General features: G+C 61.9%; 21 protein-coding genes and 1 pseudogene. 12 read left to right on the plus strand and 10 right to left on the minus strand.

Translation table 11 applies throughout. From position 1 onward, the window contains the following. Nucleotides 1-197: hypothetical protein (locus NPS29_RS25520; protein WP_274136035.1), on the minus strand; the 197-nt coding region annotated here is incomplete at its 3' end. On the opposite strand from NPS29_RS25520, the gene NPS29_RS25525 reads away from it, so the two are divergent. Continuing rightward, complete coding sequence (locus NPS29_RS25525; protein ID WP_274136037.1) at nt 196-1,371, plus strand: MFS transporter; 1,176 nt, start codon at nt 196-198, stop codon at nt 1,369-1,371. The genes NPS29_RS25520 and NPS29_RS25525 overlap by 2 nt on opposite strands. Here NPS29_RS25525 and araD1 read toward each other — a convergent pair. The 5 genes from araD1 to NPS29_RS25550 form a co-directional block, all read right to left on the minus strand. Further along, complete coding sequence (araD1, locus tag NPS29_RS25530; RefSeq protein ID WP_274136038.1) at nt 1,358-2,353, minus strand: AraD1 family protein; 996 nt, start codon at nt 2,351-2,353, stop codon at nt 1,358-1,360. The two genes, NPS29_RS25525 and araD1, sit on opposite strands and share 14 nt — an antisense overlap. Before the next feature lie 186 nt (nt 2,354-2,539). Then, nucleotides 2,540-3,715, minus strand: a complete 1,176-nt coding sequence (locus NPS29_RS25535) for an L-rhamnonate dehydratase (RefSeq protein ID WP_074756263.1) — start codon at nt 3,713-3,715, stop codon at nt 2,540-2,542. Nucleotides 3,716-4,115: 400 nt separating this feature from the next. Continuing rightward, complete coding sequence (locus tag NPS29_RS25540; RefSeq protein ID WP_274136040.1) at nt 4,116-5,120, minus strand: 4-hydroxythreonine-4-phosphate dehydrogenase PdxA; 1,005 nt, start codon at nt 5,118-5,120, stop codon at nt 4,116-4,118. Then, nucleotides 5,117-6,076, minus strand: a complete 960-nt coding sequence (locus NPS29_RS25545; RefSeq protein ID WP_274136042.1) for an amidohydrolase family protein — start codon at nt 6,074-6,076, stop codon at nt 5,117-5,119. The genes NPS29_RS25540 and NPS29_RS25545 overlap by 4 nt, the downstream gene beginning before the upstream one ends. Continuing rightward, nucleotides 6,069-7,418, minus strand: a complete 1,350-nt coding sequence (locus tag NPS29_RS25550; RefSeq protein WP_274136044.1) for an MFS transporter — start codon at nt 7,416-7,418, stop codon at nt 6,069-6,071. The genes NPS29_RS25545 and NPS29_RS25550 overlap by 8 nt, the downstream gene beginning before the upstream one ends. A gap of 562 nt (nt 7,419-7,980) precedes the next feature. Here NPS29_RS25550 and NPS29_RS25555 point away from each other — a divergent pair. The 8 genes from NPS29_RS25555 to NPS29_RS25590 all read left to right on the plus strand — a co-directional run bounded on the left by NPS29_RS25555 (nt 7,981) and on the right by NPS29_RS25590 (nt 15,608). Next, nucleotides 7,981-8,997 carry a Bug family tripartite tricarboxylate transporter substrate binding protein gene (locus tag NPS29_RS25555; protein ID WP_274136046.1) on the plus strand — a complete coding sequence of 339 codons (1,017 nt, stop codon included), beginning with the start codon at nt 7,981-7,983 and terminating at the stop codon, nt 8,995-8,997. 64 nt (nt 8,998-9,061) lie between these two features. Then, the gene (locus NPS29_RS25560) at nt 9,062-9,595 is read left to right on the plus strand and encodes a tripartite tricarboxylate transporter TctB family protein (protein ID WP_274136048.1); all 534 of its coding nucleotides are present in this window, start codon (nt 9,062-9,064) and stop codon (nt 9,593-9,595) included. Continuing rightward, nucleotides 9,592-11,118, plus strand: a complete 1,527-nt coding sequence (locus NPS29_RS25565) for a tripartite tricarboxylate transporter permease (RefSeq protein WP_274136050.1) — start codon at nt 9,592-9,594, stop codon at nt 11,116-11,118. Before NPS29_RS25560 ends, NPS29_RS25565 begins: the two co-directional genes overlap by 4 nt. A gap of 71 nt (nt 11,119-11,189) precedes the next feature. Beyond that, nucleotides 11,190-12,128: a LysR family transcriptional regulator gene (locus tag NPS29_RS25570; protein ID WP_274136052.1), complete on the plus strand. Its 939-nt coding sequence runs from the start codon at nt 11,190-11,192 to the stop codon at nt 12,126-12,128. Between the two features lie 118 nt (nt 12,129-12,246). Continuing rightward, nucleotides 12,247-13,218 (plus strand): hypothetical protein, encoded by a 972-nt coding sequence (locus NPS29_RS25575; RefSeq protein WP_274136054.1) that lies wholly within the window; start codon nt 12,247-12,249, stop codon nt 13,216-13,218. Beyond that, complete coding sequence (locus NPS29_RS25580) at nt 13,219-13,581, plus strand: hypothetical protein (RefSeq protein WP_274136056.1); 363 nt, start codon at nt 13,219-13,221, stop codon at nt 13,579-13,581. 145 nt (nt 13,582-13,726) lie between these two features. Further along, nucleotides 13,727-14,614 carry a KPN_02809 family neutral zinc metallopeptidase gene (ypfJ, locus tag NPS29_RS25585; RefSeq protein ID WP_274136058.1) on the plus strand — a complete coding sequence of 296 codons (888 nt, stop codon included), beginning with the start codon at nt 13,727-13,729 and terminating at the stop codon, nt 14,612-14,614. 4 nt (nt 14,615-14,618) lie between these two features. After that, complete coding sequence (locus tag NPS29_RS25590; protein ID WP_274136060.1) at nt 14,619-15,608, plus strand: alpha/beta hydrolase; 990 nt, start codon at nt 14,619-14,621, stop codon at nt 15,606-15,608. Nucleotides 15,609-15,737: 129 nt separating this feature from the next. Here NPS29_RS25590 and NPS29_RS25595 read toward each other — a convergent pair whose 3' ends face one another. From NPS29_RS25595 to NPS29_RS25605, 3 genes are all read right to left on the minus strand, one after another. After that, entirely contained in the window at nt 15,738-16,340 is a 603-nt protein-coding gene (locus NPS29_RS25595) for an HAD family hydrolase (protein WP_274136062.1), read from the minus strand. Next, nucleotides 16,337-17,206, minus strand: coding sequence for an acyl-CoA thioesterase II (gene tesB, locus NPS29_RS25600; RefSeq protein ID WP_274136064.1), 870 nt, complete (start codon nt 17,204-17,206; stop codon nt 16,337-16,339). Before tesB ends, NPS29_RS25595 begins: the two co-directional genes overlap by 4 nt. A gap of 88 nt (nt 17,207-17,294) precedes the next feature. Then, a complete protein-coding gene (locus tag NPS29_RS25605; RefSeq protein WP_274136066.1) occupies nt 17,295-17,858 on the minus strand; it encodes a GNAT family N-acetyltransferase in 564 nt (187 codons plus the stop codon). A 126-nt stretch (nt 17,859-17,984) separates the two neighbouring features. Between NPS29_RS25605 and NPS29_RS25610 the strand changes: the two genes are divergently transcribed. Together NPS29_RS25610 and NPS29_RS25615 are read left to right on the plus strand one after the other, a co-directional pair. Next, nucleotides 17,985-18,902 (plus strand): histone deacetylase family protein, encoded by a 918-nt coding sequence (locus NPS29_RS25610; RefSeq protein WP_274136068.1) that lies wholly within the window; start codon nt 17,985-17,987, stop codon nt 18,900-18,902. A gap of 306 nt (nt 18,903-19,208) precedes the next feature. Beyond that, the gene (locus NPS29_RS25615) at nt 19,209-20,444 is read left to right on the plus strand and encodes a TIGR03862 family flavoprotein (protein ID WP_274136071.1); all 1,236 of its coding nucleotides are present in this window, start codon (nt 19,209-19,211) and stop codon (nt 20,442-20,444) included. Here NPS29_RS25615 and NPS29_RS25620 read toward each other — a convergent pair. Next, a complete protein-coding gene (locus tag NPS29_RS25620; protein ID WP_274136073.1) occupies nt 20,434-21,606 on the minus strand; it encodes an acyltransferase family protein in 1,173 nt (390 codons plus the stop codon). The genes NPS29_RS25615 and NPS29_RS25620 overlap by 11 nt on opposite strands. A gap of 508 nt (nt 21,607-22,114) precedes the next feature. Here NPS29_RS25620 and NPS29_RS28970 point away from each other — a divergent pair. Beyond that, nucleotides 22,115-23,020: pseudogene (locus NPS29_RS28970) on the plus strand (methyl-accepting chemotaxis protein); the annotation flags it as partial. Between the last annotated feature and the right edge of the window lie 148 nt (nt 23,021-23,168).

Raw genomic sequence — 23,168 nt, forward strand, 5'->3', positions numbered from 1 at the left:
TCATCCATCATTAAATTTCTGACAGTAAGCGGCATATACCTGCTTACCGGTGTATAACAGTCGGCCGTCTCTCGCTTCGATGGATGTCCTGCCTTGAGTTCCGAAACGCCTGCCTCTGCGACCGCTTCCGAAAGCGCGCTCAAACTTCCCGGCTTCTTCGCTTTTTTGACGGCACGCCTGGCGGCCGTTTTCGCCATGCAGATCCAAGCGGTGGTCGTGGCCTGGCAGGTCTACGACATGACCCGCAGCCCGATCTCGCTGGCGTATGTGGGCCTGGCGCAATTCATCCCGATGCTGTTGCTGTTGATGCCGGCCGGCGATCTGATCGACCGCTACGACCGCAAGCTGATCCTGAGCATCAGCTGGATCGTGCAGGCGCTGTGCAGTCTGATGCTGATGCTGTTCTCGGTGACCCATCACCAGGATACCCGCCTGATCTACGCCACCCTGGCCCTGTTCGGTTGCGCCCGCGCGTTCACCGGTCCCGCGCTGCAAAGCCTGTTGCCTCAGGTAGTGCCACGGGAAAAACTGGCCTCGGCGATTGCCACCAACAGCATGATCATGCGCATTGCGACCATCGCAGGCCCCTTGGTCGGCGGCGGACTTTACGCACTGGGCGGCGGAGGCCTGACCTATACCGTCTGCATGTGCAGTTTCATTGCGGGCGTGTTGTTGCTGACGCGGGTTCCGGTGCTCTTCGCGGGCAAGAAACAGATTCTTGAATCCACGGCCTGGAAACGCTTCACCGCCGGCATCGCCTTCATCCGCTCGCGGCCAATCATTCTGGGGACCATTTCCCTGGATCTGTTCGCCGTATTGCTGGGCGGCGTGGTGGCACTGCTGCCGATCTACGCCCATGAAGTGCTGCACCTGGGGCCGCAAGGCTTGGGCGCCCTGCGCAGTGCGATGAGCCTGGGCGAAGTGAGTACCGGCCTTTACCTGGCAGCGCGGCCATTCGACCGCCATGTGGGCCTGGTGATGTTTATCGCGGTGGCCGTGTTTGGCCTGGCGAACCTGGTGTTCGCATTGTCGACGCTGTTCTGGCTGTCGTTGCTGGCGCTGATGATCGCGGGCGCCGCTGACATGGTCAGCGTCTACATTCGCTCGACCCTAGTGCAGTTCTCGACACCCGATGAGATGCGCGGCCGGGTCAACGCCGTGAACATGCTGTTCATCGGCTCATCCAACGAGCTGGGCGAGTTCCGCGCCGGCAGCAGCGCGGCCCTGTTCGGCGCAGTTCCCGCCGCAGTGATCGGCGGGCTCTGCACCCTGGGCGTGGTGGGCACCTGGATGGTCGGGTTCAAGACCCTGCGCCAGGTGAACCACTTCGCCGAGGCGTCACCCGAGAAGACATCCCCTACAAGGGTTTGACCTGACCGATAGAGATCGCCCGTGGACCCTCGCCAATACCGTTCTCCAGTGGCGCCCCGAATTCATCGAGGCTGATCTGGAAACGATCCCCCGGCTGGGTCTTCACGCTATCGGCGAACGACAGGGTCGCGGTGCCAAAGTAGTGAATGTGCACATCGCCCGGACGCAGGAACTGCGCGTACTTGAAGTGGTGGTATTCGAGGTTGGCCAGGCTGTGGCACATGTTGTCCTCGCCACTCAAGAATTCCTTCTCCCAGATCACTTCACCATCGCGCTTGATGCGGCTCATGCCAGACAGGTGACGCGGTAACTCACCGATACGCAGTTCAGGGCCGTAAGCGCAGTAGCGCAGCTTGGAGTGGGCCAGGTACAGGTAGTTGCGGCGTTCCATGACGTGGTCGGAGAACTCGTTGCCCAGCGCGTAGCCCAGGCGATAGGGCTGGCCGTCGTCACCGATGACGTAGAGGCCGGTCAGCTCGGGTTCTTCTCCGGCGTCTTCAGCGAACCCCGGAACCGGAAAGTCAGCGCCCGGCCGTACCACGATGCTGCCGTCACCCTTGTAGAACCACTCCGGCTGCGCACCGACCTGGCCTTGCGCCGGTTTGCCGCCCTCGATACCCCATTTGAAAATCTTCATGGTATCGGTCATGCCGGCTTCGACCTGACCGTCATGCTGGTGCATCTTGTCCCGGGCCGAGGCGCTGCCCAGGTGGGTCAGGCCGGTGCCGCTGATGAGGCAGTGGGCCGGGTCTTCATGATCCAGCGGCGGCAGGACCTGGCCGTTGTGCAGCAGGCCTGCGTAGTCAGGGCCCGGCTCGGTGCCGCGCTGGCTGACTTCTGCCTGCAGATTGTGTTGGCTGCGAATGGCGGTCAGCGCCAGTTCGCGGGTGCTGGTGGTGTTGCGTACGACGTGGACCTGGGCACCTTCGACGACGCCGACCTGGCGTTGTCCGGTGCTGTTTTCGAATTGGATCAGGCGCATGTGATATCTCTTCAGAATGCAGGCCGGGACGGCGAATCCCGCGCGACCTGTCGGCTATTGGTGAGCCTGTGGGAGCGGGCTTGCCCGCGAAGGCGATGGCCGGCCATCAGAGATGCGGCGGATGGATAGGCCTCTTCGCGAGCAAGCTCGCTCCCACAGTTCCTCACGTCCATTGATTCCGAGCCTTCACTCGATGATATTGAACTCGCTCAGGTACTCATCCGAGATTTCCAGGCCCAGGCCCGGCTTGTTGTCGTCCAGCTGGATGTAGCCGTTGACCGGCGCAGGCTCGCCCTTGAACACGTAGTAGAACAGCTCGTTGCCGACCTCGACGTCGAACACCGGGAAGAACTCGGCCATCGGCGAGGCGGTGGTGGACATGGTCAGGTGGTAGTTGTGCATCTGGCCTGCGTGGGGGATCACCGGCACCGACCAGGCTTCGGCCATGGCGTTGATCTTGCGGGCCGCGGTGATGCCGCCTACGCGGTTGGTGTCGTACTGGATCACGTCGACGGCGCGGCGTTCGAGCATGTCCTTGAAGCCGTAGGAGGTGAACTCGTGCTCGCCGCCGGAGATCGGCATGATGCCCATCTTCTTCAGTTCGATGTAGCCTTCCAGATCGTCCGCGATCACCGGTTCTTCCAGCCAGCGCGGCTCGAACTCGGCGAGTTTAGGCAGCATGCGGCGGGCGTATTCCAGGGTCCAGCCCATGTAGCATTCGAGCATGATGTCCACATCGGGACCCGCTAGTTCACGCAGCGCACGCACCTGTTCGATGTTGCGACGCATGCCTGCCGGGCCGTCTTTGGGGCCGTAGCCGAAGCGCATCTTCATCGCCGTGAAGCCCTGGCTCAGGTAGCCCTGGGCTTCTTCGAGGAACAGGTCCAGGTTGTCGTTGGCGTACAGCTTGGAGGCGTAGGTCCAGATCTTCTCCTTGGTACGGCCGCCCAGCAGTTTGAACACCGGCTTGTTCACCGCCTTGCCCATGATGTCCCAGATGGCGATGTCGATCGCCGAGATGGCCGCCATGCCGATGCCCTTGCGGCCCCAGGCGTGGCTCTGGCGGTACATTTTCTGCCAGATGTATTCGTTGTCGAACGGGTCTTCGCCGATGGCGATGGGAGCCAGGTAGGTGTCGATGATTTCCTTGGCCACCCGCGGCGCCAGGGCGCAGTTGCCGATGCCGACGATCCCGTTGTCCGTCTCGACTTCCACCACCAGCCAACCGTGGAAACGGAAGGAGCCCATGGCATCGCCGCGCTCGAAGAGGATGTCGCTGGCGTTGGTGCAGAAGTGCGCCTGCGGTGGGACGACCTTGCCTTTCCATTCGAATACGCGGGTACGGATTGCCTTGATTTTCATGAGAGCGGTTCCTTTCAACCGGTGGCACGCTGGCCTTTTTGTAGTTGTCGTTCGATGCGGCAAGCGCTGCGCCGCGGGTCGATGGGGAGAATTTAGCGACAGGCCAGGGGGGTCGGCTAATCACTTATGCGTATCCAGTGATAGCCGCAGGTGATCGCTGCAAATCAAGATTGCTCAATAGAGTTATAGGAGCGAGTGCCTTCCCCGTAGCAGCCCGGCCGGGCGGCGCTCCGCTTGCCGGCGGGGGCGATCTTGAGGGCGCTCCCGCCGGCAAGCCGTGCTGCTACGGGTATGCTGGCGTCTGGTCAGGCAACCCCAACCGACCAGGCACAAAAAAGCCGCAAGGCGCTCGAAAGCAGCTCGCGGCAAACGTGGTTTTTCATGAGAAAGGGCTAACCCCTCAGACGTTGCTCTGCCCCATCCGGCAGGCAATCTCGAAGGCCTGGCGAATCGCCCCGACGTTGGCCTTGCCCTGCCCTGCGATATCGAACGCGGTTCCATGGGCGGGCGTGGTGATCGGGATCGGCAGGCCGCCCTGCACCGTGACGCCACGGGAGAAGCCCATCAGCTTGATCGCGATCTGGCCCTGGTCGTGGTACATCGTCACCACCGCGTCAAACGCGCTGGCATCGCCCTGCACTTTCAGGAAAATCGTGTCGCCCGGATACGGCCCATCGGCGTTCATCCCCTGAGCCTGCGCCGTTTTCACCGCAGGGCCGATGATGTCCAGCTCCTCGCGACCGAACGAGCCGTTGTCGCCGTTGTGCGGATTCAAGCCACACACACCGATGCGTGGCGCCTTCAGGCCGTTGCGCTTGAGGGCAGTGTCGATCAGGCGGATCGCCTCGATCACCCGCTCCTGGGTCAGCATGCCGGGCACGGCCGAGAGCGCGACGTGGGAGGTCACGCGGGACGTCCACAACCGGTCCAGCACGTTGAACTCACAGAACGGCCCGTCGAAGCCCAGCAACTCGGCAAACCAGTGCAGCTCGTCGTTGTGAGCCATGCCGGCCATGTGCAGCGAGGTCTTGTTCAATGGCCCGAACAGCACCGCGTTAGTCGTCTTGGCGGCGGTCAGGTCAAGGGCGATTTTCAGCGTATCCAGGCAGTAGCGCCCACCGATGGCGCTGGCTTCACTGCGTGGAAACTCCCCCACGGCATCGCCGCGATAGTTGTAGAACAGCGGCGTGTCATCGCGAAAATCCAGCCCGTCCAGCGAGTCGATCTGCCGGTAGGGAAACGACAGCCCGGCGATGTCCATGCCCCGGCGCATTTCGCTCTCGTCGGCGATCAGCAGCACTTGGGCCTGGCTGCGTACTTTTTCATCGCTGAGCAACCGTGCGATCAGTTCCGGACCGATGCCTGCGGGGTCGCCGAGCACCATCGCGATTCGGGTTTTGTTCATGCCTGACTCCTCAACTGTTCTTGCCACGGGCTCGCCACGGCAGACGGCGCACAACGGTAGATACGCTGTGCGTTGCTGTAGAAAAGACGCTCCTGATCGGCGTGCGGCAGATCACGAACGATGTGTTTGAAACCGCTGTAGATGTCGTCGAACGAGCCGCACAGGCTGTCGACCGGAAAGTTGCTGGCGAACATCGCCCGCTCGCTGCCGAACATGGCGATGATTTCGCGCACGATCCAGCGGTTGTCCTGGCTGCTCCAGCGTTTGCCCTTGAGGCCAAGACCGGAAATCTTCACCACCACGTTGGACTGCTCGGCCAGCCGTGCCATTGCCCCATGCCAGCCAGCCAGGCCTTCGCCGCTGCGATCCGACGGCAGGCCGGCGTGGTTGAGAATCAGCGTGGTCTCTGGAAAGTCCCGCGCCAGGAGTTCGGCTTCGGGCAGGTTCCACCAGGGCGTCTGCAGGTCGAAACGCAGCCCCAGTTCGTGCAATGCCGCGTAGCTGCGTCGCCAGTGGTCATCGCTCATCAGGGTGCGTTGTTCACCCACCTGCTCGGGCGACTGCGGCCCGCCCGGCTTGTGCCGCACGCTGCGCACGCTGGGAAACAGCGCCTGCTCGGCCAACACCGCCAAGGCATCCGGATGATCGAGCCAGGCCTGGGCCACCACGGCATTGGGCACGCCGTAGCGGGCGGCGATCTGCTCGATGAATCGGGTTTCGCCAATCGGGTCGCGGGGGTCCCATTCGGTCTCGACGTAGACGGTCTGCACCACGTTGTGGGGCGTTGCGTCAGCGAAATACTCCGGTGGCAGATAGCGCCGCTTGATCGCCGAGTAGTCCCCGTAGCGAAACGGGATGTTGGCGTCTTCGGCAAGCCAGGGATGATAGTTGGCCTGCGGGTCCCAGAAGTGATGATGGGCGTCGACGATCGGCCCGGTGTAGAGGGCATCAGACATTGCCCGCCTCCTGCTTGCCATCCAGGCTGATCAGCAGCGTGGCAAGGACGAACAGCGCCGCGCAGATCGCGAAGAACGCCAGCACCGCGCCGAAGCCGCCGAAGTACTGCAGGATCACGCCCACCAGGATCGGCACGAAGATGCCACCGATACTGCCCGCCAGGTTCATCACACCGCCGATCAGGCCGACGCGAGCCGGTGCTGCCAGCAATGCCGGGAAGCTCCAGTAGAGGCTGCCCCACATCAGGAAGAACGCGGTCATGGCCAGCAGTGCGACGGCAGCGATCGGGTCGCTCATTCGTGGCAACAGCAGCAGAGCGCAGAGGGCGATGACACCGGAAAACGTCAGCAGGCCCTTGACCGCGAGGCCACGGCGCACGCCCTTGCGAATCAGCCCGTCGCAGAGGAAACCGCCAGTCAGCGAACCCAGGGAGCCACAGATGAAGATCACGAAGGTGGCAAAGCCGATGCCCTTGATGTCGAAGCCCCGGGCCTGGGCCAGATAGCTCGGGCCCCAGGTCAACAGACCGAAATACACCATCGCCCAGGTCGAACGCCCTACCAGCAGCCCCGTCAGCGAACGGGCGGCGATGCCCAGCCCTTTTACCTTGGCCCGCGCGGCTTCGGCGGCCGGGGTTTCGCGGCCGGCGTTGATCTTCTCAAGCTCCGCCGCGTTGACCTGCGGATGCACCGATGGGTCGTCACGCAGGTAGCGCCACGACACCCAGCCCAGCACCAGCGTGGCGATACCGGCGATGACGAACGCCATGCGCCAGGAATCCAGCGAGACAATCAGGTACGCGATAATCAGGCCGCCCAACGCCACACCCAGCGGGCTGCCGCTGTCCATCATCACCGCCCCGCGGCTGCGCTCGCTTGGCGCCAGCCACAGGGAAATCAGCTTGCCGCCCGAGGGAAACAACGGCGCTTCGGCAGCGCCCAGAAACATCCGCGCAAACAACAGCGACGCACCGCCCGTGGCAAAACCGGCCAGCACCTGAAACGCGCCCCACAGCCCGGTCGACCAGGTAATCACCCGGCGCGGCCCGAAGCGGTCGATCATCCAGCCACCCGGAATCTGCAACAGCGCATAAGCCCAGAAAAAGCTGCTGAGAATCAGGCCCTGCATGGCCGGGGAGAGCGTGAATTCCTTGGCGATGGTCGGCATCGCGATGGACAGCGAAACCCGGTCGATCAGGTTGACCATGGTCAGCACGAAGATGATGGCGAAGATACGCCAGCGCACCGTGCTGGCCCGGGCCGAACTGGCCACGGTGGAAACAGGAGGAGCAAAGGAGTCGCCCGTTGCGGACAAGGGCACATCGGCGCTGCTGCGAGCCATGGGTGCGTACCTCGATTTGTTGTTCTTATTGTCGACGCACTTCTGCGAACGCGCCGGTCTTGGCAGCCACTATCGAGGCGCAAGCGATAACCGTCTAATCAAAACTGGAAATACGGTGATAGCTGGAGGATATCGCGCGACGTGTCGGGTTGGGTGTGTTTTCGGGTATCTCTGCGCGGCTGAAACCTGATCGCGAGCAAGGTGGAGCACTACCCCGGTCACTCATACAGGATCGCGGCGCCTTCGTAGGAGCGCGCTTGCCCGCGACGACGCCAGTACATCCCACACATCTACATCGCCTGAAGCCTCCCGTAACAGCCACCACGCCCCTGTAGGAGTGAGCTTGCTCGCGATGACGTCCGATCTACCGCCACATCTCCATCGCCTGACGCCTCCCGTCGCGGGCAAGCGCGCTCCTACAGTCATCCCCAATTACATATAACCCCAGGCTATCGGTGTATCTGATGTTTTGACTAGACGCGACATAGCAACTTTCACACACTCGGTCCATGGTCGATCACGATGACGGCCGCTCATAACAAATACAAAAAAGAGGATCATCATGCGAACCGCATCCTTCCGACGCGCGTCCCGTTTGCTGCTCGGCTGCACACTGATGTGCGCCACGGCCCTTCCCACTCTCGCTCTGGCAGCATGGCAACCTGACAAGAATGTCGAGATCGTCGTGGCCGGTGGGCCAGGCGGCGGCACCGACCAGTTGGGCCGGCTGATCCAGTCGATCATCAGCACGCATAAGTTACTAGATGTAAACACGGTGGTGCTGAACAAGGGCGGCGGCAACGGTGCCGAAGCCTTCCTCGACATGAAAGTCTCCAAGGGCGACGCCGACAAACTGGTGATCGCCACCAACAACATCTACCTGCTGCCGCTGGTCTCCAAACTCGGTTACGAATGGCAGGAACTGACGCCCGTCGCTGCCGTGGCCGAAGACGATTTCATCCTCTGGACCTACAAGGACGCGCCATGGAAAGACGCCAAGGGCTTCGTCGAAGCGGTCAAGGCTGACCCGTCGAAACTGCGCATGGGCGGCAGTCAGTCCAAGGATGTCGACCAGACCCTGACCCTGCTGCTGAACCAGACCAACAGCACCAAGCTGACCTACATCCCGTTCAAGAGCGGCAGCGAGGCCGCCACCCAACTGGCCGGCAAACACATCGCCGCCAACGTCAACAACCCCGCTGAAAGCATCAGCCAGTGGCGCGGCGATCAAGTGCAGCCGCTGTGCGTCTTCAGCCAGGAGCGCATGGGCTACACCGACAAGGTCGCCGGGGATAAATCCTGGGCCGACGTACCGACCTGCCACGAGGCCGGCCTTGGCATCGATCAATACCGCTTCCCGCGCACCATCTTCATGCCGGGCAATGTCACCGCAGAACAGCGGGCGTTCTACACCGAACTGATGCGCAAGGTTTCCGAGACGCCTGAATTCAAGGCCTACGTGAAACAGAACGCGCTGGTGCCGACCTTCCTCGAAGGCGAACAGTTGACGGCCTACATCGAGAAAGACACCGCCCGCGCCACACCGGTGTTCAAGGACGCTGGCTGGCTGCGCAACTGACCTGCCCTGTCACCGCCCGCCTCCTGCCGGGGCGCGGGCGGCCGTCATTCGCTGGAGGTGTCTGATGTCCAATTCTTCTCACTCAAGCTCCCTGGTTGGCACCCGTTGGGTCGAGCTGGGGCTTGCGTTGTTCACGCTGGTGATTGGCGTGGTGGTGATGTTCGGCAGTGTCGAGCAAGGCATCGGCTGGGGCGACGCCGGTCCGGAGCCTGGTTATTTCCCGTTCTACATCGGCCTGCTGCTGGCCTCGGCAAGCCTGGCCAATGGCGTGCTCGCGCTGATTCGCTGGAAACCGCTAAGCGTCAGTTTCGTCAGCCGTGGTGAGTTCCGCCAGGTGCTGTCGGTGTTCATTCCCATCGCGCTGTTCGTCTGCGCCATGCCGTTCACCGGGATCTACCTCGCCTCAGCGGTGTTCATCGCCTGGTTCATGTGGCGCGACAAGACCCGCGCCACGCCCTACGGCACGTGGAAGATCGGCGCGGTGTCAGTGGGCGCGGTGCTGGCCAGTTACCTGATCTTTGATCTGTGGTTCCGGGTGCCGCTGGATGCAGGCCCGCTGGGTGACCTGATCGGCTCTGTGTGGAGATCGCTGAAATGAGCGAATTCGATTCCCTGCTGCAAGGCATGAACCTGATCCTCACGCCGGGCCACATCGGCCTGATGGTCGTTGGCGTGCTGCTGGGCATCCTGGTCGGCGTGTTGCCGGGCCTGGGCGCCCCCAACGGCGTGGCGCTGTTGCTGCCGCTGACGTTCACCATGTCGCCGGTGTCGGCGATCATCCTGCTGTCGTGCATGTACTGGGGGGCGCTGTTTGGCGGGTCGATCACCTCGATCCTGTTCAACATTCCCGGTGAGCCGTCGTCGGTGGCGACCACCTTCGACGGCTACCCCATGGCCCGCGATGGCCGTGCCGCCGAAGCCCTGACCGCGGCCTTCAGCTCGGCGCTGATCGGTGCGCTGGCCGGGGTGTTGCTGCTGACATTCCTTTCCACGCGGATCGCCGAATTCGCCATGACCTTCAGCTCGCCGGAGTTCTTCGCGGTGTACCTGCTGGCCTTCTGCACCTTCATTGGCATGAGCAAGAACCCGCCGCTGAAAACCGTGGTCGCGATGATGATCGGCTTCGCCATGGCCGCTGTGGGCATGGACACCGTTTCCGGCAACCTGCGCCTGACCTTCGATCAACCGGCACTGATGACCGGCATCAGCTTCGAAGTCGCGGTGATCGGCCTGTTCGGCATCGGTGAAATCCTCTGCACCGTCGAAGAGGGCCTGGTGTTCCGTGGCGAACATGCGCGCATCACGCCGATGGTGATCCTGCGCACCTGGGCCAAACTGCCGCGTTACTGGTTCACGATCCTGCGCAGCACTCTGGTCGGCTGCTGGATGGGCATAACGCCTGGCGGCCCGACTGCCGCCTCGTTCATGAGCTACAGCATCGCGCGCAAGTTCTCGAAAAACCGCGACAACTTTGGCAAGGGCGAAATCGAAGGCGTCATCGCCCCGGAAACCGCCGACCACGCCGCCGGCACCAGCGCCTTGCTGCCGATGCTGACCCTGGGCATCCCGGGTTCTGCGACCGCTGCGGTGATGCTCGGCGGGCTGATGATCTGGGGCCTGCACCCGGGGCCGACGCTGTTCGCCGAGCAACACGACTTCGTCTGGGGCCTGATCGCCAGCATGTACCTGGGCAACGTGGTCAGCCTGCTGGTTGTGCTGGCGACCGTGCCGCTGTTCGCCTCGATCCTGCGCATCCCGTTCTCGATCATCGCTCCGATCATCATCATGGTCTGCGCCATCGGCGCCTACTCGGTGCACAACTCGATGTTCGACGTCATGCTGATGCTGGGCTTCGGCGCACTGGGTTATCTGTTCAAGAAACTCGGCTACCCGATTGCCCCGCTGGTGCTGGCCGCCGTGCTGGGCGACAAGGCCGAGGATGCGTTTCGCCAGTCGATGCTGTTTTCCGATGGGCAACTGGGCATCTTCTGGTCCAACCCGCTAGTGGGCAGCCTGACCACCGCTGCGTTGGCGATGCTGTTCTGGCCCATCATCAGCGCTGGCATCAAAGCCGCCTTTGGCTGGCGCAATCGTCATGCAATCAAGGCCAAAACCCTGTGATGACACGCAATGCTGGCAATGCGTTGCAGTTCTTGGCAGGCTCGCCGCAGACTTTTGCGCGAGCCACTGCCATGACCCGAATTCCGGAAGCCAGCGTTATCCACAGCCGCCTGCGTTTGCGCCAGTTGCGGCTGATGCTGGCGCTGCAGGAGTTCGGCTCGCTGCGCCGGGCGGCCGACAACATCGGCATGACCCAGCCGGCGGCCACCAAGATGCTGCACGAAGCCGAGGATCTCTTGGGCGTCGAGCTGTTCGAACGCCTGCCACGGGGCATGCGCCCGACGCCGTTCGGCGAAACCGTCATCTATTACGCGCGCATGGTGTTTGCCGAACTGAGCGGCATGCGCGAGGAACTGGTGGCGCTGGAATCCGGCAACCTGGGGCGCGTGGCGGTCGGCGCGATCCCAGCCCTGGCCTCCGGGCTGCTGACCCGCACCATCGCCAACCTGAAAAAGAGCCACCCGCGCCTGTCCATGAGCATTCAGGTCGACACCAGCGACGTGCTGGTCCAGGCCCTGCTCCAAGACCAGCTCGATGTCGTGCTGGGCCGCATCCCCGGCGGCGCACGTGCGGAAGAACTGTTGTTCGACAGCCTCGGCGAAGAAGCCCTGTGCGTGATCGCCGGCGCGCAGAACCCGCTGGTTCACGCCAAGGACCTGAGCTGGGCCGCCCTGCAAAACGAAACCTGGGTACTGCAACAGCAACCCAGCCCCATGCGCGCGATCATCAACCAAGTGTTCCACAACGCCCGCGTCGATATCCCCAACAGCATCGTCGAAACCACCTCCATCATGACCCTGCTCTCGCTGGTACAGCAGACCGACATGCTCGGCGTCACCCCGGTTTCCGTGGTCGAAGACTACGCCGGACGCGACCTGCTGGCGGTCCTGCCGATCCACTTCGAAGCACGCCTGCCGCCCTACGGACTGATTACCCGACGACACCGGATTCAGTCCTCGGCGATGCAGGCGTTTATCCAGTCGGTGAAGGCTGAGCAGCCTGACTTGTAGGAACTTTGAGCCCTTTGAGTAGGGCTGTTCTGAATTTGCTCAAACTGCGCGCCTGTCCATCGTATCGCTTCAACTCTTTTCCTATCCTGCGGGCTTCCCATTTCTCAAGGACAGGAAAATGGCAGTCGCAGGCAAGCCGTATGTATTCATCAACGACCGATTCCAGAACTACCCCCTCATCAAGGCGCAGGTAGGTGGTGGCGCCAAGTTCGATCAGCTCAACGCCCACTTGCGCAATAACATGGTCATGCCCGGCCAGCTCATGGTGGTTGCCGACGAATCCACACCACGCATCTCGCCCGAAGAAGCGGAGATGACCAGACTCGCCTATGGCACCTACCACTCGCTGTTCCGGAACGAAGTGGGATCGGATCGCGAGATCATCACGAACTACGATCTTCTGCAGAAAATCCTGGGCTACAGCTCGCTGGGGATCGGCGCCGCCACTGGCAGTTGGGAAAACCACCTCAAAGGCGTGGAGAAAACGCTGCAGGATATCCAGCGGTTGCATCAGCTCTCTCTCAAACGCGGCACGCCCATCGCGAGGCAAGAGTTCATCAACCAGCGGCGCGTGCTGTTCGCCAGGCTCGATGGCCAACTAGAGGGTATCGCTCGCTGGGGGACCGGAATGCACAACAAGGGGTCGATCAAGAAAATGCTCGGGATATCCACCAAGAGTTACCTGCATACGTGGGAGCTTCGGGGGTATACGGACCGTTTGAATCATATTGCCAAGGCTTCGAAATTGTTGAAGGCCGGGACGCCGATCGGTATTGCGTTGAACGCTTACTCGACGCATCTGGAGATCAAAGAGGCTTGCATTACGGGGCGGGAGGAGATGTGCAGGAAGGCGAAGTATGTTGAGGGGAGCAAACTAGCGGGTGGTATTGCCGGCGGGATGGCGGGAGGCACACTCGGTACAGCTTTTCTGACACCTCTGTGTATGGTCGTCTTTGGAGTGACTACTGGAGGGCTGGGGGTGATTGGGTGTGGAATCATCGCTGCGGCGGCAGGTGGGTACGCAGGAGGCGTTGGAGGAGAAAGGTTTGGCGAACGAATGGGGGAATTGATCTACGAGTGGAGGCCATAAATGCCTATTATTCTGGCCTCTGGATTGACCTGGTTCATTTCTACTTTGCTCAACCTTATCGTCATGGCCCGGTTCGGGCATAAAAATCTCGACATCATTGAGCACTACCTGTCCGACTGCCCGGGAGTCGTCAATACAAGAAATATTTGGGGAGGCGGAATCATCGGCAGGCACATGCGGTTGAGCATGATCTTCGCATTTATATACATGCCCGGAATAATGTATCGCCGAGGCGACATCACTGAAAATGCTCACCTCAAGGTACCCCTGTCTCTGAGGCGGCGAATTTGGGCCATTTACATTTGGCTATTGCTTAATTGCGGCTGCCTGGCGATTTTGAATTACGCAATAACAACCTCCTGACAAAATCTCATCTGGGCATGCCCGTACAGTATCAAGGCATGCCCTGAACCAATTCCCTCACCTCCCCTCTTACTTTCCGGCTAACCAGACGGCCGGCCTCCCCCGCCGTCTACACTTCCTACACTACTAACCGAGGGTTCCTACCATGCTCTGGAAAAAAGGACGTCGCAGTGACAACGTCGTCGATGCGCGCGACGACACCGGGGGTGGGGGTGGGTTGCGCATTGGGGGCAAGGGGCTGGGGCTTGGCGGGATTGTGATCATTGTCGCCATCGGCCTGCTGACCGGTCAGGACCCGATGCAGATCCTGGGGCAGATCGCCGGGCAGATGGGCCAGCAGCAGACGTCGGCGGTGACTCCGCAGACGCGTCAGGCGCCGCCGGCCAACGATGAGCAGGCGGAGTTCGTGCGGGCGATTCTGGGGGATACCGAGGACACCTGGCGCCAGCTGTTCCAGGCGGGCGGACGGCAGTACAAGGACCCGACGCTGATTCTGTTCCGCGGCCAGGTGCAGTCGGCCTGCGGTTATGCCACATCGGCCAGCGGCCCGTTCTATTGCCCGGGGGATCAGCGGGTTTACCTGGACATGGCGTTCTTCCAGGAGATGAGCCAGCGTTTCAAGGCGGCCGGGGATTTTGCCCAGGCGTACGTGATTGCGCATGAAGTTGGCCATCATGTGCAGACCTTGCTCGGGGTTTCGGCTAAAGTTGACGCCGCCCGTCAGCGCGGCATGCGCATGGAGGGTGACAACGGCCTGCTGGTGCGCCAGGAGCTTCAGGCAGACTGCCTTGCCGGTGTTTGGGCCTATAACGCGCAAAAGCGTTTGAACTGGCTCGAACCCGGTGATATTGAAGAGGCGCTGAATGCGGCCAATGCCATCGGCGATGACCGTTTGCAGCAGCAAAGCCAGGGACGTGTAGTACCGGACTCGTTCACCCACGGGACGTCTGCCCAGCGCGTGCGCTGGTTCAAGGCAGGTTTTGCCCAGGGACAAATCAACCAATGCGATACATTCGCCGCCAAGAGCCTCTGATCACATGATGAAACCGCTTTCGATCCTGTTGTTGGGCACCCTGATGAGCGTAACCGCTCATGCTGCGGATCAGGCGGTCAAATCCATCAGCCCCGACCGGCTGCTGATCAACGGAACGTCCCAGGCCACCCTGGGGCTGAGCCAGAGCTGGGTGCGCCCGAGCCCGCAAATCCAGCGGGTGGTGATTGTGCTTCACGGGCGTTTGCGCAATGCCCAGACCTACCTGCGCAGCGTCGAACGCGCGGCCAACCAGTCCAAGCAGCGGTCGAAAACCCTGCTGATTGCGCCGCAGTTCCTCGATGAGAAAGACATCACCGCCCACCACCTGCCGGAAACCGTCCTGCGCTGGCATCGCAATGACTGGATGGCAGGCGACAAGTCGCTGGGAGCAAAGCCTGTCAGCTCGTTCGTGGTCATCGACCATATTCTCAAACGCCTCTCCGACAGCAAGCTGTTCCCGAACCTCAAGGAAGTCGTGATTGCCGGGCACTCCGGTGGCGCGCAGGTGGTGCAGCGCTACGCGATGATCGGCGGCAAGGAAGACGCGCTGCTGAAGAAGGAAGGCATCAAGCTACGGTATGTGATCGCCAACCCGTCTTCCTATGCGTACTTCGACGCGACCCGTCCGCTGCCGGTGACCGCCGCCAGTTGCCCAGGTTTCGACACCTGGAAGTACGGTCTGAACAAGTTGCCGCCCTACGCTGGGAAGGAAACGGCGGCCGAGCTTGAAGCGGCCTATGTGAAACGCGACGTCACCTACCTGTTGGGCGAGCAGGACACCGACCCGAACCATCCGGCACTGGACAAGGACTGCGGCGCCGAGGCGCAGGGGGCGTATCGCCTGGTGCGCGGGCACAATTACTTCGATTACCTGACCAAGCGCCATCCCGAGGGCTTGAACCAGCGTGTGGTCGAGGTCAAAGGCGTGGGTCACAACGGCGACGCGATGTTCACCTCGCCCGAGGGGCAGGCGGCGTTGTTTAAAAGCAATTGATGTCGGCGGCACACACGCCCCACTGTGGGAGCGAGCTTGCTCGCGAAGACGGCGGCCAGATCGACCCATCTGTGTCGGCCATGCAATAGCCTTCGCGAGCAAGCTCGCTCCCACAGTTTTTGCTTTTAATCAGCCTTGCGTACCGCCCAACATCGCCCGCAACGCCGTGCAATCATCGGCATGCCAGTCGGTCAGTTCCGGCCAGGGGTTTTCGGGCAGGTTGACCAACACGGTGTGCGTCCCGGCGGCTTTGCCGCAGGCCAGGTCGAACTGGTAATCACCGACCATCACCATCTGCGACGGCTCGACGTTCCACGCCTGGGCGAGTTTGAGCAGCCCGCCTGGATCGGGCTTGGGCGGTGCTTCGTCGCGGCCCAGCACGTCATCGACATGAAAACAGTCGGCAATCCCGATGGCCTTCAGCGTCACGTGGGCCAGCTCCCGGGCGTTGCGGGTCAGGATGCCCAGGCGATAGCCACGCCCGGCCAGCTCCTTGACCAGTTCCACGGCACCCGGCGCAGGCTTCGACGCCACTGCCAGTTCACGCTCATGTTCCAGCAACCACGCATGCTTGGCCGCCGCAACATCGGCGGGCAAGGCTGCCAGATGGCCGAGAATGTCGTCTTCCTGGGGAATGCCCAGCGCGCGCTTGATGGCCGGGAAGTCATGCACGGCGATGGTCAGCGTGCCGTCCATGTCGAATACCCAGTGGCGCAGCTGCGAAAGGCTCATGCCCAGTCCTTGCGATGGCGAATCAACCCTTCCTGGCTGACCGAGGCTGCGAGCGTACCTGCGCGGTTGTACACGCTGCCGCGAGAGAAGCCACGGGAGTTTCCGGCCCAGGGACTGTCCATCGCGTAGAGCAACCAGTCATCGGCGCGCAGCTCACCGTGGAACCACAGCGAATGGTCGAGGCTGGCGATCTGCATGTCTTTCTGCCAGACCGTCTTGCCGTGAGGCAGCAGGGAGGTGGTCAGCAGATTGAAGTCCGAGGCATAGGCGAGCATGTATTTGTGCAGCGCGGGGATGTCCGGCAACTCGCCATCCGCCCGGAACCACACGTATTTCACAGGATCGGTCGGCTTGGGGTTGTAGGGGTCGGACTCGGTCACCGGGCGAAACTCGATGGGTTTGGGGCACAGCAGTTTGTCTTTCATGTGCGCCGGAATCAGGTGCTCGCGCTGGCGCATCAGCTCCAGTTCCGAAGGCAGGTTTTCCGGACCGACCACTTGCGGCATCTGGCTCTGGTGCTCGAAGCCTTCTTCGTCGTATTGAAAGGACGCGCTGCAGGTGAAGATCGGGTGCCCCTTCTGGATCGCCGTCACGCGCCGGGTGCTGAAGCTGCCGCCGTCGCGAACCCGGTCAACCTGGTAGACCACCGGCAGATGGGCGTCACCCGGGCGCAGGAAATAGCCGTGCAACGAATGCACATGGCGGGCGTCTTCGACAGTCTTGCTCGCCGCTGACAACGACTGGCCCAGCACTTGCCCGCCAAACAACTGGCGAAAGCCCAGGTCCTGGCTGCGGCCACGGAAAAGGTTTTCTTCGATCGGTTCAAGGCTCAGCAGCGCTACCAGATCATCCAGCACATGGCTCATTCCCAGCTCCTCACACACAGTCGTCTCGCACGTATTCGTCACAGTCTGTGCGAAATGATACAGATGTTTGTAGCGCGATTCCCGCCAATCACAAGGTGGCGAGCCACTGCTGACGGTTGATGCGGTACAGCACATGCGGGCGCAACGGGTGCTCGGCGGGCAGGTTCGGATGCTCGAAATCGTCGCTCGGCTCATGACGCATGCCGATGGCCTGCATGACCTTTTGCGAAGGCAGGTTGCTGACCGCCGTAAAGGACACGATCTCGTCCAGCTCCACGTGCTCGAAACCGCAGCCGAGCACGGTCCAGGCCGCTTCGCTGGCGTAACCCAGCCCCCAGTGCTCGCGGGCCAGGCGCCAGCCGATCTCCACCGCCGGGGTGAAGGATGCGTCGAAGCCCACCACGTTCAGCCCGGTGAAACCGATGAATTGGCCGGTGTCCTTGCGCTCCAGCGCCCAAAGGCCGAAACCGTATTCGGCGAAATGGCCACGAATGCGCCCGATCATCTTGGCGCTCTCCAGGCGGCTCATGGGTGCCGGAAAGTACCGCATGACCTGCGGATCGGCGCACATCGCCGCGAACGCCTGCAAATCGTCATCGCGCCACTGGCGCATCAGCAAGCGTGCGCTATTGAGCTCGAGTATCGGCTCCATTGAAACGTCTCCCCTGCCCCGCTTCCCGAATGGCTGTCAGTCCGACAGCCCACTTGTTGGGCAATTCCCTGTGCGCTCGCGGCCATAACTGGCAAGATTGCCTCTCGAATCCTGCACGTGCGCACCATGTCTCTTCCACTTATCTACCATGAAGACTACAGCCCCGAGTTTCCACCCGACCATCGTTTCCCGATGGACAAGTTTCGGCTGCTGCACGACCACCTTATCGACAGCGGCCTGACCACGGATGCTCAGTTGTTTCGTCCGCAGATCTGCCCGGAGGACATTCTTGCGCTGGCCCATGATCCGTCCTACATCCGTCGGTACATGGACGGAGACCTTTCCCGCGAGGACCAGCGCCGCCTGGGCCTGCCCTGGAGCGAGGATCTGGCCCGACGTACGGTGCGCGCCGTCGGCGGCTCGCTGCTGACGGCCGAAAAGGCCCTGCAGCACGGCCTGGCCTGCCATCTGGCCGGAGGCACCCACCACGCTCATTACGACTACCCCGCCGGTTTCTGCATTTTCAACGACCTGGCGATCATCAGCCATTTCCTGCTGCAGAGCGGCCGGGTGCACCGGGTGCTGATCTTCGACTGCGACGTGCATCAAGGTGACGGCACAGCGCGGATTCTGGAACACACCGAAGACGCGATCACGGTCTCGCTGCACTGCGAAAAGAACTTCCCGGCGCGCAAGGCGCAAAGTGACTGGGACATCCCGCTGCCGATGGGCATGGGCGACGCCGATTACCTGAAGGTAGTCGACGACACGCTCAATTACCTGCTGCCGCTGTATCAACCTGACCTGGTGCTGTACGACGCAGGCGTTGACGTGCACAAGGACGATGCCCTGGGCTACCTGCAACTGACCGACAGCGGTGTGGCCCGCCGCGATGAAGCGGTGATGCGCCACTGCCTGGGGCGGGACATCCCGGTGATGGGCGTGATCGGCGGTGGATACAGCAAGGATCGCGAGGCACTGGCGCGTCGGCACGGGATTTTGCATCACAGCGCGCAGCGGGTGTGGGTCTCGGAAGGGCTGTAACCTGCAATCCAAGACCTGTAGGAGTGAGCTTGCTCGCGATTGCGCACTATCAGCCACCACTTGCTGCACAGTCAGAACGCTATCGCGAGCAAGCTCACTCCTACAGGGTTGTGGTGCGTCATGCAGTTACCCACATCCGCTGTGGAGCGGCCTGTGGATAACCTGAGTGCAAGGGTTCAGACCCCACACCGCGCAAGGCCTGGCGCACGCTGTACGTTTTTTGCTCAATAGTTTTCCACAGGTCGCTCATTCGTCACGAGGCTCGGGTAGAATGCGCGCCCTACTTCATCGATCCGCAGCTTGCCCATGACTTCCAGCACCGCCAACTCCGCAAAATCCGTCGCCATCATCGGGGGTGGGCCTGCCGGTTTAATGGCCGCCGAAGTGCTGAGCCAGGCGGGGTGCAAGGTCGATCTATACGACGCCATGCCATCGGTGGGGCGCAAATTCCTGCTGGCCGGCGTCGGCGGCATGAACATCACCCACTCCGAGCCCTACCCGGCCTTTCTCTCGCGCTACGCCGAACGCGCACCGATGATCGCACCCCTGCTGCGTGGGATGGACGCCCAGGCGCTGTGCGAATGGATTCACGGGCTGGGCATCCAGACCTTCGTCGGCACCTCCGGCCGGGTTTTTCCCACCGACATGAAAGCCGCGCCATTGCTGCGTGCCTGGCTCAAGCGCCTGCGCGACGCCGGCGTAGTTATCCACACCCGCCATCGCTGGCTGGGCTGGAATGCCGATGGCAGCCTGCGCATCGCCAACCCCGAAGGCGAATTGACGATCCAGCCGGATGCCACCTTGCTCGCGTTGGGCGGCGCCAGTTGGGCGCGGCTGGGCTCGGATGGCGCGTGGCTGCCGCTGCTGGAACAGCGCGGTGTGCAGATGGCGCCGTTGCAGGCGGCCAACTGTGGCTTCGAAGTGTCAGGCTGGAGTGATGTGCTCAAGGGCAAGTTTGCCGGGGCGCCGCTGAAGAACATCGCCATGGGGTTGCAGGGTCAGGAATTGCGCCTGGGCGAATGCGTGGTCACTGCCACCGGCATTGAAGGCAGCCTGGTCTACGCGCTGTCGGCGCAGATTCGCGAGGCGATCAACCAGCAGCGCGAGGCCACGGTCGAGATCGACCTGCTGCCCGGCAAGCGTCTGCAAGATATCCACAAGGCACTGAGCAAACCCCGTGGCTCGCGCTCGATGTCCAAGCATCTGCACAGTCAGGTCGGGATCGACGGAGTCAAGGCGGCATTGCTGCGCGAGCTGGCGCCAGCCGAGGCGTTCGCCGATCCGGCAGCGCTGGCCCAGGCAATCAAACACCTGCCGCTGACACTGATCCGCCCCCGCCCGCTGGACGAGGCGATCAGCACCGCCGGTGGCGTGACTTTCGAAGCGCTGGATGAGCAACTGATGCTCAGCGCCATGCCGGGGGTGTTCTGCGCCGGTGAGATGCTCGACTGGGAAGCCCCCACCGGCGGCTATCTGCTCACCGCCTGTTTTGCCAGTGGCCGCGCCGCCGGACTGGGCATGGCCGCCTGGCTCAATCGCTGACCGTCGCCCGAGTTCTCAAGCGGGTATCAGCCGGTTCGGCGGCGGGCCTGGACGCCGCAGGATTCGCCACCCGCTTGCCCAGCTCATAGCCCTTCATCTCGATGTATTTGTGCGCCAGCGCCGCAAGCCCCACCGCCAGCAGCGTCACACCCACGGCGAACAGGTTGTTGAAAAACACGGAGCCCGTGTCCATGAAGCGTTGCCCGTCGATCATCGGCGCCAGCGGTTGCCCGGTCACCTTCTGCGCGACGATGAAGATCGCCGAAAAGCAGAAGATCAAGGCTGCATGGGTCATGTAGATCGAATACGAAAGCTTGCCCAGCAGCACGAACACCCCGGTCTTGAGAAACGCCGAGACCAGCCCGCCCTCGAACGCGAACAACAGCACCAGCCCACAGAACGTCAGGCTGCCGATGGGCAGGCGGTGGTCGAAGTCATTCATGACAATCCACCAGGTGGCGTACATCACCGCGCACTCCAGCACGGTCATCAGCCAGGGCCTTGGGATGAACCGGTCGCGAATCAGCAGATAGCCCAGGTAAGTGACGTTTCCGGCAAAGAAGCACGACAGCCCCTGCATTGCGCGCTCAACCAAGGGCTCATTGCCCGAGAAGATCAACACGAACGCCAGCACCGACACGCAGGCAAACATCAGGTAGCGATTGCGCAGGGACAACAGGCACAGCATGCCGAACAGCATGTAGAGGTAGAACTCGATGCTGATGGTCCAGGACGGATAGTTGAACGACATGGGTTCAGTGAACGGCGTCCAGGCCTGCACCAGGAACAGGTTCGGCAGGATTTCCCGAGGGTCGAACAACCCGGTGAAGGGCACGTTATTGAGATAGAAGCCTTTCTTGTAGGCCAGCCAGCGCAGCGTCTCGAACACCAGGAACACCCCGAGCATCACCAGGTGCAGCGGGTAGATGCGGAAAAACCTGGAAATGAAGAAGGACTTGAACGAGAGATTCGGCTTCATGCCATAGCTGTGGGCCAGGACAAACCCGCTGAGCACAAAGAAGAAGTTGAGCAGCACCTCATCTCGACGGAAAAACGGCAGCTCGACAAAAGTATCAACGACATGCAGATGGAAAAACACGACCAACACTGCGCATACCCCTCGAAAACTGTCGAGGGTGGTGAATCGCTGAACAGGTTCCATGACGCGGCTTCCGTACTGGTTCTAGTAATACGCCACCATTGGCGGAGGATTTAGCCAGTACACGATATGGGCTCGCGACCACGGTCGATAGTTGAAATATTTCATCTCTGGTACAGGCGGGGCGGGAAAGTTGACGCCAGCGTTTGACGGCGCCAGAAAGCTGTAACGCCCTGACGACTACGTAGCAGCACGGCTTGCCGGCGGGAGCGATTTCGAGGACGCCCCCGCCGGCAAGCCGTGCTGCTACGGGCACGTGCCACTCTTTGTAGGACATTTCTTTCAGAATTTCGCGACGCAGCCGATGCACTCTCACATCTGACTGTTTCGCTGGCCTTCCATAACAACAACGCTCCCAGCTGACGACTACTGAACACGGACATCCTGGAGATATTTGATGAAGAGCTGGTTCGCCAACATCAGCGTCAACATGAAGCTGGCCCTCGGCTTTGGCGTCGTACTGATTTTCACTGCCCTGCTTGCGCTGATCGGCTGGAATGGCCTTGGCAGCATGAAATTTCGCAGCGACCGGGTCGCTGACATTTCCAAGCTGACCAACAAACTCACCGACCTGCGCATCACCCGCCTGCAATACATGCTCAGCAACGGCGACGAAACCGTGGCGCAGACTGTGCAGACCGCGCTCGACGCCTACAAGGCGCAGCAGCAGTTCCTGCAGAGCACCTTCGTCAATCCTGCGAACGTTCCGCTCATCAAGGCGCTGGGTGAACAGATCAGCGCCTACCAGACCTCGCTGAACAAGATGCGCGACGGCTACAAGGCCAGCGCCACCGTGCGCGCCGACATGGGCGTCGATGCGGTGAAGGCCGCCGAGCTGATCGCGCAGATCAACGATGACGTGATGAAAATGGAGCCGACCGACGAGCGTCGTTTCGCCCAGTACCAAGACATCATCAAGGCCAAGGAAGACGTGATGCTGGTGCGCTACGAAGTGCGTGGCTACACCGGCAGCGTCTCCGCCAAGACCGAAGAAGCTGCAACCCGCCAGCTGTCCAGCGCCATCGCAGGCCTTGAAAAGCTCAACGCCACCTTCGGCGGTACCCAGGCCGAGCGTCTCAAGCAACTGGAGGCCTCGCTGATCGGCTACCGCAGCTCGGTCCAGGGCTTCAAGACCGCCACCGACAACATCAACGCTGCCCGCGCCGAGATGACGGACGAACAAGCCGTCATCATCAAGCTGACCAACCAGTTGATCGACCTGCAAGTCACCCTGGGCGATTCCGATACCCAGCAGGCGCGCACCCTGCAGATCGCCGCGACCCTGCTGGCACTGATTCTCGGCGCCCTGGCCGCCGTGTTGATTACCCGCCAGATCACCACGCCCTTGCAGCAAACCCTGGCCGTGGTCGACCGCATCGCCTCGGGCGATCTGTCCCATGACCTGATCGTCACCCGCAAGGACGAACTCGGTGTGCTGCAACAAGGCATCCAGCGCATGGGCACCACCCTGCGCGACCTGATCGGCGGGATTCGCGACAGCGTCACCCAGATCGCCAGCGCCGCCGAAGAGCTGTCGGCGGTCACCGAGCAGACCAGCGCCGGGG

The organism is Pseudomonas putida (assembly GCF_028682175.1).
Lineage (GTDB): Bacteria > Pseudomonadota > Gammaproteobacteria > Pseudomonadales > Pseudomonadaceae > Aquipseudomonas > Aquipseudomonas putida_AD.

Bases quoted from the DNA above. Each gene is read 5' to 3' on its own strand.
- tesB (WP_274136064.1), bottom strand. From the start codon at position 17,206: ATGAGCCATGTGCTGGATGATCTGGTAGCGCTGCTGAGCCTTGAACCG.
- NPS29_RS25555 (WP_274136046.1), top strand. From the start codon at position 7,981: ATGCGAACCGCATCCTTCCGACGCGCGTCCCGTTTGCTGCTCGGCTGC.
- ypfJ (WP_274136058.1), top strand. From the start codon at position 13,727: ATGCTCTGGAAAAAAGGACGTCGCAGTGACAACGTCGTCGATGCGCGC.
- NPS29_RS25590 (WP_274136060.1), top strand. From the start codon at position 14,619: ATGATGAAACCGCTTTCGATCCTGTTGTTGGGCACCCTGATGAGCGTA.
- NPS29_RS25605 (WP_274136066.1), bottom strand. From the start codon at position 17,858: ATGGAGCCGATACTCGAGCTCAATAGCGCACGCTTGCTGATGCGCCAG.
- NPS29_RS25560 (WP_274136048.1), top strand. From the start codon at position 9,062: ATGTCCAATTCTTCTCACTCAAGCTCCCTGGTTGGCACCCGTTGGGTC.
- NPS29_RS25575 (WP_274136054.1), top strand. From the start codon at position 12,247: ATGGCAGTCGCAGGCAAGCCGTATGTATTCATCAACGACCGATTCCAG.
- NPS29_RS25525 (WP_274136037.1), top strand. From the start codon at position 196: ATGCAGATCCAAGCGGTGGTCGTGGCCTGGCAGGTCTACGACATGACC.
- NPS29_RS25570 (WP_274136052.1), top strand. From the start codon at position 11,190: ATGACCCGAATTCCGGAAGCCAGCGTTATCCACAGCCGCCTGCGTTTG.
- NPS29_RS25565 (WP_274136050.1), top strand. From the start codon at position 9,592: ATGAGCGAATTCGATTCCCTGCTGCAAGGCATGAACCTGATCCTCACG.
- NPS29_RS25550 (WP_274136044.1), bottom strand. From the start codon at position 7,418: ATGGCTCGCAGCAGCGCCGATGTGCCCTTGTCCGCAACGGGCGACTCC.
- NPS29_RS25615 (WP_274136071.1), top strand. From the start codon at position 19,209: ATGACTTCCAGCACCGCCAACTCCGCAAAATCCGTCGCCATCATCGGG.
- NPS29_RS25620 (WP_274136073.1), bottom strand. From the start codon at position 21,606: ATGGAACCTGTTCAGCGATTCACCACCCTCGACAGTTTTCGAGGGGTA.
- araD1 (WP_274136038.1), bottom strand. From the start codon at position 2,353: ATGCGCCTGATCCAATTCGAAAACAGCACCGGACAACGCCAGGTCGGC.
- NPS29_RS25545 (WP_274136042.1), bottom strand. From the start codon at position 6,076: ATGTCTGATGCCCTCTACACCGGGCCGATCGTCGACGCCCATCATCAC.
- NPS29_RS25540 (WP_274136040.1), bottom strand. From the start codon at position 5,120: ATGAACAAAACCCGAATCGCGATGGTGCTCGGCGACCCCGCAGGCATC.
- NPS29_RS25610 (WP_274136068.1), top strand. From the start codon at position 17,985: ATGTCTCTTCCACTTATCTACCATGAAGACTACAGCCCCGAGTTTCCA.
- NPS29_RS25595 (WP_274136062.1), bottom strand. From the start codon at position 16,340: ATGAGCCTTTCGCAGCTGCGCCACTGGGTATTCGACATGGACGGCACG.
- NPS29_RS25580 (WP_274136056.1), top strand. From the start codon at position 13,219: ATGCCTATTATTCTGGCCTCTGGATTGACCTGGTTCATTTCTACTTTG.
- NPS29_RS25535 (WP_074756263.1), bottom strand. From the start codon at position 3,715: ATGAAAATCAAGGCAATCCGTACCCGCGTATTCGAATGGAAAGGCAAG.